Source organism: Meiothermus sp. (genome assembly GCF_025056915.1).
Lineage (GTDB): Bacteria > Deinococcota > Deinococci > Deinococcales > Thermaceae > Meiothermus.
Map to the genome: position 1 here is coordinate 1 of NZ_JANWVH010000100.1, position 9,124 is coordinate 9,124.

Below are 9,124 nucleotides of genomic sequence, written 5' to 3' on the forward strand. Positions count from 1 at the left end.
AAAAACCGGGAAATCTTCCAGGCTGTAGGGGTAATATGGCGCGCTGCCCAGCGGGGTCGGCGCACAGGCAACCAGCCCCACCAGGGTCGCGAACAGAGCTTTCCGCATACCGCCAGCATAGCACCCGCGGCTGGAGCCTGGATGACCCTGAAAGCCCGTATGACCACACCAGCTGGCCTGAACCCCGCTCTCCCGACCTCGCAGGAGAGGCTTGTGGGGTGGCTGGCCCTTCACGCGGGCGGCGTGGGGTTCGGCGCGAGACCCTCCCTGCGCCGTGGGGATGCCCCCTCAGCTTGGATAGACCTCAAAAATTCCAGCTGCGCCCATACCCCCGCCGATGCACATGGTCACCATGCCCAGCCCCCCCCCGCGTTTTGCGAGCTCGTGGATAAGCTGGGTGGTGAGCTTGGCCCCGGTAGCCCCCAGGGGATGCCCCAGCGCAATGGCCCCGCCGTTGACGTTGACCTTCTCGGGGTTCATCTGAAGCTCCCCCATCACCGCCAGCACCTGGGCGGCAAAGGCTTCGTTGAACTCGATGAGCTTGAGGTCATCCAGGCCAATACCGGCCTTGGCCAGGGCCTTGGGCACCGCCCGGATGGGACCCACGCCCATCACGTCGGGCTCCACCCCGCCCGTAGCAAAGGAGATGAACCGGGCCAGTGGCTTCAGGCCGAGCTCCTGGGCCTTGTCCTGGCTCATCAGCAGCAGGGCGGCTGCGCCGTCGGAGTAGGGCGAGGCGTTGCCCGCGGTTACGGTGCCCCCCTCCTTGAAGGCGGGCTTGAGCTTGGCCAGGCGCTCTAAGGAGGTGTCGGCCCGGGGCAGCTCGTCTTTGGCAAAAAGGAACTCCTCGACCTGCTTCTTGGTTCCCTTCCAGGAGACTTTCTTCACCGGAATGGGCACAATCTGACCCTCGAAGGCCCCCCTGGCCTGGGCTTCCAGGGCTTTCTGGTGGCTGCGCAGGGCCCAGGCATCCTGGGCTTCCCGGCTCACCCCCCAGCGCTCGGCCACCCGCTCGGCGGTAAAGCCCATCCCGATGTAGGCCTCGGTGAGCTCGGGGTGAAGCTGGGTGTGGTAGCCCGACATGGGCACCTGGCTCATCATCTCCACCCCTCCGGCCAGCACCACCTCGTTCATGCCGGAGATAATGGCCTGGGCCGCATAGGCCACGCTCTGGAGCCCCGAGGAGCAGAAGCGGTTGATGGTGGCCGCCGTAACCTCCACCGGAAACCCCGCCCGCAGCATCGAAAGCCGGGCCACATTGAGGCCCTGGCTGGCCTCGGGCATGGCGCAGCCCCACTGGATGTCCTCGACGAGGGCCGGGTTGACCCCTGCCTTTTCCACCGCAGCCTTCATCACCGCAGCCGAAAGGTCAATGGGGTGCACCGAGGCCAAAGAGCCATCGCTTTTCCCGCGCCCCACGGCGCTGCGAACTGCACTGACGACTACCGCTTCTTTCATCGCAACTCCTTGTCTTTTCTGATGTAGAGGGTTTTCTCAAAGCTGGCGTGCACCACGCCCGAAGCATCCAGCAGCTCAACCGGGTAAATCCGCTCAATGGAGGGTTTTTCGTCGGCCAGGCGACGAATCTCCGCGAGTTCCTGTTCGCTCAGCTCGAATCGGGCAAACAGGGTGCTTCGCCCCGGCCTGCGAAAGCGAATGGTGGCGGCCTTGTCCCAGACCACGTACCCAGGCCCCAGGTTTTTGATGAGCATGAGCATGTAGATGGGGTCAATGGCTCCGTACATGCTGCCCCCAAAAAGGGTGCCCACGTAGTTGCGGGTACGCCAGTTGAGCGGCAAGGCCACGTGCACCTCTCTCCAGTCTGGGGCAATGTAGGTGACCTGTCCCCCGGTACCGCGATACGCCGGAAAAAAGTTGAAACCCCACCGCCACAACCGGGTGTGCCAGGTCTCGGGTCTTGGCCTTGGAAAGGGCTGAATCACTGCCTGCTCCTGATGCTGGTGGATGAAGAGCTGAGGCCAATGGAAGCGCCGGAGTGTTCTCGTCCCCACGCCGCTCAGTTCCGCAACGGCTTGCCGGTCTTGAGGGTGTGGGCGATGCGCTCCTGGGTCTTCTTGGTGCCCAGGAGCTTCAGGAAGCCCTCACGCTCTAAATCCAGAATGTCCTGCTCGCTCACCTCGCGGGCCGGCCCATCGCCGCCGCAGAGCACATAGGCCACCTGATTGCCGATGAGCACATCGTGTTCGCTGGCTTGCCGGGCCTCCTGGAACTGCCAGAGGGCGTAGCGCAGGTTGCCGAGACCCTCGGCGCCCAGGGCCCTAATTTTCATGGGGGGCTTGGGCACAAAGTCGGGGGCCATGAAGAGCACCCGCCGCTTGGCATCGGCGATCAGGCGGTCGCGGTTCATGCTGATGCCGTCGCCCTGGCGCAAAAAGCCCATGTTGCGGGCCTCGAGGGCGCTCGTAGAAGTCTGGGCCAGCATGATCATCTGGAAGGCCCGCTTGACCCCTTCAAACAGGTCAATCTCGGGGCCGTAGGCCGAAAGCTCCTGGGTGAAGCGGAAAAGCATTTCTTTGGTGCCCCCGCCCCCCGGCAGGAGGCCCACCCCGGTCTCGACCAGGCCCATGTAAAGCTCGGCGTGGGCCTGAATCGCGCTGCTGTGCAGGCTGAACTCGGCCCCGCCGCCCAGCGTGAGGCCAAAGGGAGCCGCCACAACCGGGAAGGGCGCGCGGGAGAGGCGCATGGAGGTCTGCTGGAAGCGGCGGGTGGCGAGCTCGAGGTCGTCCCAGGCTCCTTCCTGCGCGGCCATCAAGACCAGGGCCAGGTTGGCCCCGGCGCTGAAGGTACGGGGGTCTTCGTGGCCAATCACCAGCCCGGCGTAGCCCTGGGCCTCCACCCAGTCCAGCGCCTTGTGCAGCCCCGAGATGGAGCCCTCGCCCCAGGTGCCCATCTTGGCCCGGTTCTCGAAAAGGGCCACCCCATCGCCCAGATCGAGCAGGGCGTACTCCTTGCCTTCCAGAAGGGTTCGGCCCTCGCTTTTTACCTGGGAAAGCCGGATGACCCCTTCCTCCTGCGGGATGGGGTGGTACTGGCCGTCGAAGCCCAGATAGGTGCCGTTCTTGTAAAAACTGCCCTGGGCTTTCTTGAGGAGTTCGGGCTCCTCCAGGCCCAGCTCGGCAAAGCCCTGGCGCAGGTTGTCCAGCCCCACCGCGTCCATGTTCTTGAAAGGCCCTTGCTCCCAGGCAAAGCCCCACTCCAAAGCCCGATCCACCGAGACGATGTCGTAGGCAATTTCCTGGGCTTTCTGGAGCGCGTAGTGGCTGTTAATCAGGAAGAGCTTGCGGGCAAAGGCCCCATACTTGCCGGGCAGCTCACCCACCTTTTTGAGCCGCTCGTTGAGGGGCAGGTCTTTGATGGCCCCAATTTCGTCCAGGCGCAGCTTTTGCTGGGGCTTGTACTCGCCGGTCTGGTAGTCGTAGGTGAGGATGTCCTTCCCTACCTTTTTGTAAAACCCGGCCCCGGTTTTCTCGCCCAGATTGCCCTGGGCCAAAAGCCCTTCCACCCACTCGGGCATGGCGAAGTCCTCGCCGGTGGTGTGCGAAAGCTCGGTGGAAACCAGCTTCAGCACATCCAGGCCGGAGATGTCGCCGGTGCGGAAGGTGGCGCTCTTGGGGCGGCCTACCAGCGGGCCGGTAAGCGCGTCCACCTCGTCTATGGTGAGGCCCTCGGCCATCATCAGGCGCATGGCCTGGGTCATGCCGAACACCCCCAGCCGGTTGGCGATGAAGCCGGGCGCGTCCTTGCAGATGACCGTGCCCTTGCCCAGGATGCGTTCGCCAAAGACCCGCATGGCCTGCAGCACCGCCGGGTCGGTCTCGGGGGTGGGGATGAGTTCCAGCAGGTGCAAGTAGCGCACCGGGGCGAAGAAGTGGGTGCCCAAGAAGCGCCGGCGGAAGGCCTCGCCCCGGCCCTCCAGGAGGGTCTTCATGGGAATCCCGGAGGTGTTGGAGCTTACGATGGCCCCCGTGCCCAGGGCCTCGAGCCGGGCAAACAGGGCCTGCTTGGGCTCCGGCTTCTCGATGATGACCTCCACAATCCAGTCGCAGTCCTTGAGTTTGTCCAGTTCGTCGGTGGTGCCCAGCTCGATGAGGGCCGCCCGGCTTTTGTCCATGAAGGAAGCGGGCTTGCTTTTGAGCTGGCGCTCGAGGCCTTTCTTGACAAGCTCGAGCCGGTCTTCCTTTCCCGGTATGTCCAGCATCACCACCGGCACCCCCGCCGAGGCAGCCAGCGCGGCTATCGCGCCACCCATGGTTCCTGAACCCACCACACCGATCTTTTTGATTCGCATTGGGCCTCCTTGCGCCTATTTTTATACCGAGTCAAAGTTTACCATGCAACCCCAGTGTGCTCCAGGCCATGCCCGGCTCAGGGGCTGGGCGGCTAACCTGGAGGGCGTGTTTACCGGCATTGTGGAGCAAACCGGTCGGATTGAAGCGGCCCGGACCAAAGGCGGCAACCTCGAGCTTTACATCGCCCCCCAGCACCCCTGGCCCGACCTGGCCCTGGGCGAGAGCATCGCCATCAACGGGGTCTGCCTGACGGTGGCGGCCTTCGACGGGAGGGGCTTCACCGTGCAGCTCTCGCAGGAGACCCAGGCCAAAACCGCCCCCCGCTGGCAGGAGGGGGCCTTAGTGAACCTGGAGCGGGCCCTGCCCGCCCTGGGGCGGCTTGGGGGGCACCTTGTGACCGGGCACGTGGACGGGGTGGGGCGGGTGCTGGCCCTGGAGCCGCAGGACGGGCGCTACGTGGTCTGGATGGAGGCCCCGGCTTCGCTGGAGCGCTACCTGGTGCCCAAGGGCAGCGTGGCCGCGGACGGGGTGAGCCTGACCGTGGTGGACGTGGGGGGCCCGGCGGGCAGCCGCCCCGAGCTTCCGGCAACGCACTTCAGCCTCTGGCTGATCCCCCACACCCTGGAGGTGACCACCCTGGGAAGCTGGCAGCCCGGGATCCTGGTGAACCTGGAGGCCGATATTGTGGCCAAGTACCTAGAGCGCCTCCTCTCGCTCCAGCCAGGCCAGAAGGAGCCTCGACCAGTCCTCTAGCCCCTCGCGCACGGCCTGGATCTCGGCCAGGCAGGCAAGGCGGCCCTCGAGCTTCCCGGTCTCCCGTACGGCTGGCTCCTCCTGGGCCTCCACCCTGAACACCACCCCGGCGTGCACCCGGCTCACCGGCGAATCGGACAGCACGATCAGGCCCACCGGCTGGGCAGTGTAGCGCAGCACCCCGACCTCTTCCAACAACTCGCGGCGCAGGCCCTCCAGCAGGGGGTTAGCCCCCGGGCTATGGTCAACGGGGTTGATGTGCCCCCCCACCCCCAGGGTGTAGCGGTGGTGCAGCCGGGCCTCGCCCCCGCCTTTAGTGCGGCGCATTAGCAGGTAGCGGCCCCGGTAGCACACCAGGGCATAGGGGATAATCTGCCGATGGGCCGGGTCTTCCTCGGCCAGGGCGCGTTCCAGGAAGAAGCCCTCCCGCTCGATTTGGCCTAGCAAGGCGGGCTCGAGGCGGATTATGCTCTCCTGGGCGGGCGGAAAAACCGAGGCGGGAAGCACGTACACCCGTTCCATGGGGCCCACGATACCATCAGTTCAAGGCAGCCTCTTGGCCCAAGAGCCAGACCTTCTCCACCCGGGCCTCGCCATGCAGGGTGAAGAGCGAACCCAGGAGTTCCTCCGGGGAGTCCAGGTGGCGGAAGTGCACCTCGAGGCTGCTCCCGGCCTCGGGCTTGACCCAGAGAATGTCGGCTGCTTTGCCGGGGGCAAAGCTTCCTATTTCCGCCCCCAGGCCCAGAACCTCGGCCCCGGCCTGGGTGGCCAGGTACAGAAGATGCGCGGGGGTCAGGTTCAGGCCGTCTGGGGCCAGGCGCTGGGCCAGGTAGGCCACAAACCCCTCCTTGAGCAGGCTGAAGCCGGTGCCGCCCCCCACATCCGAGCCCAGGGCGAAGCGCACCCCGTGGGCCAGGTGGCGCCGCATGGGAAAGATGCCGCTGCCGATGAAAGCGTTGGAACTCGGACAGTGGGCGATGGCCGCCCTGGCCTCGGCCAGCCGCCGCAACTCGGGCTCGCTGGGGTGCACGTTGTGGGCGAACACCGACCGCTCGCTCACGAGGCCAAAGCGGTCGTAGGTCCCCAGGTAGTGCGCACTCCAGGGAAACAGCTCCGCCACGGTGCGAATCTCCTCGGTGTGTTCGTTAATGTGGGAGGTGAAGTAGAGGTCGGGGTGCTCCTGCAAAAGGGCCTGGCAGACCTCGAGCAGCCCCTCCGAGGCCGAGAGGGCGAAGCGCGGCGTCACCGCGTAGCGCAGCTTGCCACGCCCGTGAAAGCGCTGGATGAGCATCTTCTGCTCGGCGTAGCTTCGCTCGGGGGTGGTGTGAAGCTCCGGGCGCAGCCGCCGGTCGGAGCAGACCTGCCCCGCAATGAGCCGCAGCCCCACGTCTTCCGCCGCGCCGAACAGATTGGCCGTGGCCCCCTGGAAATGCGAGCCAAAGACCAGCGCGGTGGTGGTGCCGTTGCGTAGAAGCAGTCGCACAAACTCCCGAGCCAGCTCGCGGGCCAGCTTGTTGTCGGAAAGCCTTGCCTCCAGGGGCAGGGTGCGCTTTTCCAGCCAGTCCAGAAGCGTGTAGCCCATGGCCCCTATCACCCGGGTTTGCGGGTAGTGCACATGGGTATCCACCAGCCCCGGCAGCAACAGCCCTTCGCGACAGTCCTGCACGGGTGCACCAGGAAACTGCCGGGCCAGCTCGGCAAAATGGCCCACCGCCCGAATCCGGCCCTCCGCGACGGCCAGCCCTCCATCGGAAAAAGCTTGTAGCGCACCCGCCTCGCGGAAGGGGTTTTTAGGGGTATGAAGTACCAAGCCGCGTAGTATGAACGTCATGCCCGATTATTCTATCCAGCTATCCAGCCCGCTCTTCGTACCATGACGCTTCATCCTGAGCCGCATAAAGGCCCGTACAGGTAAGCCCTAGCCCGGACTCGCCCTCCCGGCCTTTTTGGGGAGACCAGGGGGGTTATAGACCCGGCCCTTCACGCAATCGTCGGGATTGAGGGGCCTCGCAAACACCCTCCTCAAGCCCCCCACGCAGGGAGGGGCTTGAGGGCTATTCTCTTTAGTGGACGTGTTCAGTCATCGGCTCTACACCGGCTCTACTTCCAGCGGCACCAAAGCCCCTTTGTGAACATCCACCAGCCCGCGGTCGGTCAGGCGAAGCTCGGGAATCACGGCCAGGCCCAGAAACGAGAGGGCCATGTAGGGGTCGGGCAGGGTGACGCCGAGTTGCCGGGCGGCGGCCTCGAGGGCCTCCATCCGGGCGCTGACTGCCTCCAATGGCTCATCGGTCATCAAGCCGGCAATGGGCAGGGCCAGCTCGGCCAGCACCTCGCCATCGGCCACCGCAATCATCCCACCGCCCAGGGCTTCGAGTCTTTTGGCGGCCAGCACTATGTCGGCGTCCGATACCCCGACTGCCATCAGGTTGTGGTGGTCGTGGCCCACCGTGCAAGCCAGCGCCCCTCTCTTCAGGCCGAAGGCGGTGACCAGGCCTTTGCCTATCTGTCCGTTTTTCCCGTAGCGCTCGAGGCAGACCAGCTTAGCCAGGTCGCGCGCAGGGTCGGCCACCACCTCGCCGTTTTGAAGGGTGGGCTCGAGGCGCTCCTCGGCGGTCAGCACCTGCTGGGGAATGGCCCGCACCACTCGAGCCTTCCCGGCAAACGCCGGTATCCGCAGATCGCGCGGCGTCAGCTTGGGCAACCGGACAGTGCGGGCCACCGCCGCCGAGACCCTGGTCCTGGGCAGTTCAACCCTGAGCCGCCCCTGCTCGGCCACCAGGCGGCCCCGCTGGTAAACCCGCGCGGCGGCGAAGGTGGGCAGATCTTCCAGTACGACCAAGTCGGCCTGGAAGCCCGGCGCCACCGCACCCCGGCGCGGCAGGCGGTAGTGGCGGGCGGTGTTCCAGCTTCCGGCCCGGATGGCATAGGCCGGGTCAGCCCCCAGAGCGATGGCCTTTCGCACCAGGAAGTCCACCCCGCCCTCCCGCAGCAAGTCCGAGGGCAGCCGGTCGTCGGTCACCAGCCCGATGCGCTCGGCGTGCTCGGGGCGAAGGAGCGGGGCTAAGGCCTCTAAGTTGCGGGTGGTGGAGCCCTCGCGCACCATCAGAAAACAGCCGGCCTCGAGCTTGGCCCGTCCTTCTTCCAGGGTGGTGCTCTCGTGGTCGGAGGCGATACCGGTCGCCAGGTAGCCTTGCAGGGGCCGCCCGGTCAGGGTCGGGGCGTGCCCCTCCGGCGACTTGCGGAAGCGCTCGGCCAGCCGCACCTTCTCCAGCTCGCCGCCCTCGGCGGCCAGGATGGCCGGGAAGCTCATCAGCTCGGCCACCCCCACCACCCGGGGGTGGGCCAGCAGGCGCTCCATCTCGGCCAGGCCCAGCATGGCCCCACTGGTTTCCAAAAGGGTCGAGGGCACCGAGGAGGGCACCGTAACCCAGACCTCCAGGGGCAGCCCCTCGCTGGCCTCCATCAGCCACTCGATGCCCGCCACCCCGGCCACGTTGGCAATCTCGTGGGGGTCGGTGACCACCCCGGTCACGCCGCGGGGCACCACCCCCCGGGCATACTCGGCGGGCGAGACCAGCGAGCTTTCCAGGTGAACGTGCCCATCAATCAGCCCTGGGGCCACCGCGCGGCCCTCCAGGTCAAGCACCTCCTGGGCTTCGGCCCCGGCATACTCCGGGCCCACCGCCGCCACCAGAGGCCCGGCCAGCAGGATGTGGGTGGGCTGGAGCTTTAGGCTAAACACATTGACCAGGCGGGCATTCTTCAAAAGCAGGGTTCCCGGACGGCGGCCCATGGCCGCATCCACCGCATACTGGAGGTCGGATAGGGAGATGCTCATTGGCGCATGGTAAGGGGAAGCCCTCGGCCATCGCAAGCCAGGTACAGCGCCTGAGGCCCCGAACTTCCAATGCTTCAGGAAAAATGGGCCGCGGCCTGCCCCATGGTCAAGAACCGGCTGCCCTTTACAGAAGTGGCCGCCCATCCAGGCAGCCACGGTGCTGTTTCTGTTCAGAGCTTTTTCGAGATTTAGTCTGAGCGTGCTCTACTTCGGCTCGTCG

Annotated in this window: 7 protein-coding genes; 1 reads left to right on the forward strand and 6 read right to left on the reverse strand. The window is 66.0% G+C overall.

The features are described from left to right. Nucleotides 1-288: 288 nt before the first annotated feature. From NZN28_RS12925 to NZN28_RS12935, 3 genes are all read right to left on the reverse strand, one after another. Complete coding sequence (locus tag NZN28_RS12925; RefSeq protein ID WP_295398770.1) at nt 289-1,458, reverse strand: thiolase family protein; 1,170 nt, start codon at nt 1,456-1,458, stop codon at nt 289-291. Continuing rightward, nucleotides 1,455-1,943 carry a DUF4442 domain-containing protein gene (locus NZN28_RS12930; protein WP_295398773.1) on the reverse strand — a complete coding sequence of 163 codons (489 nt, stop codon included), beginning with the start codon at nt 1,941-1,943 and terminating at the stop codon, nt 1,455-1,457. The genes NZN28_RS12925 and NZN28_RS12930 overlap by 4 nt, the downstream gene beginning before the upstream one ends. 74 nt (nt 1,944-2,017) lie before the next feature. Continuing rightward, the gene (locus tag NZN28_RS12935) at nt 2,018-4,309 is read right to left on the reverse strand and encodes a 3-hydroxyacyl-CoA dehydrogenase/enoyl-CoA hydratase family protein (RefSeq protein WP_295398776.1); all 2,292 of its coding nucleotides are present in this window, start codon (nt 4,307-4,309) and stop codon (nt 2,018-2,020) included. A 106-nt stretch (nt 4,310-4,415) separates the two neighbouring features. On the opposite strand from NZN28_RS12935, the gene NZN28_RS12940 reads away from it, so the two are divergent. Further along, the gene (locus NZN28_RS12940) at nt 4,416-5,063 is read left to right on the forward strand and encodes a riboflavin synthase (protein WP_295398785.1); all 648 of its coding nucleotides are present in this window, start codon (nt 4,416-4,418) and stop codon (nt 5,061-5,063) included. Here NZN28_RS12940 and NZN28_RS12945 read toward each other — a convergent pair. From NZN28_RS12945 to ade, 3 genes are all read right to left on the reverse strand, one after another. Next, nucleotides 5,007-5,585 (reverse strand): NUDIX domain-containing protein, encoded by a 579-nt coding sequence (locus NZN28_RS12945; RefSeq protein ID WP_295398778.1) that lies wholly within the window; start codon nt 5,583-5,585, stop codon nt 5,007-5,009. The two genes, NZN28_RS12940 and NZN28_RS12945, sit on opposite strands and share 57 nt — an antisense overlap. Nucleotides 5,586-5,601: 16 nt before the next feature. Next, the gene (gene guaD, locus NZN28_RS12950) at nt 5,602-6,894 is read right to left on the reverse strand and encodes a guanine deaminase (protein WP_295398780.1); all 1,293 of its coding nucleotides are present in this window, start codon (nt 6,892-6,894) and stop codon (nt 5,602-5,604) included. A 258-nt stretch (nt 6,895-7,152) separates the two neighbouring features. Next, nucleotides 7,153-8,904, reverse strand: a complete 1,752-nt coding sequence (gene ade, locus NZN28_RS12955) for an adenine deaminase (RefSeq protein WP_295398783.1) — start codon at nt 8,902-8,904, stop codon at nt 7,153-7,155. Between the last annotated feature and the right edge of the window lie 220 nt (nt 8,905-9,124).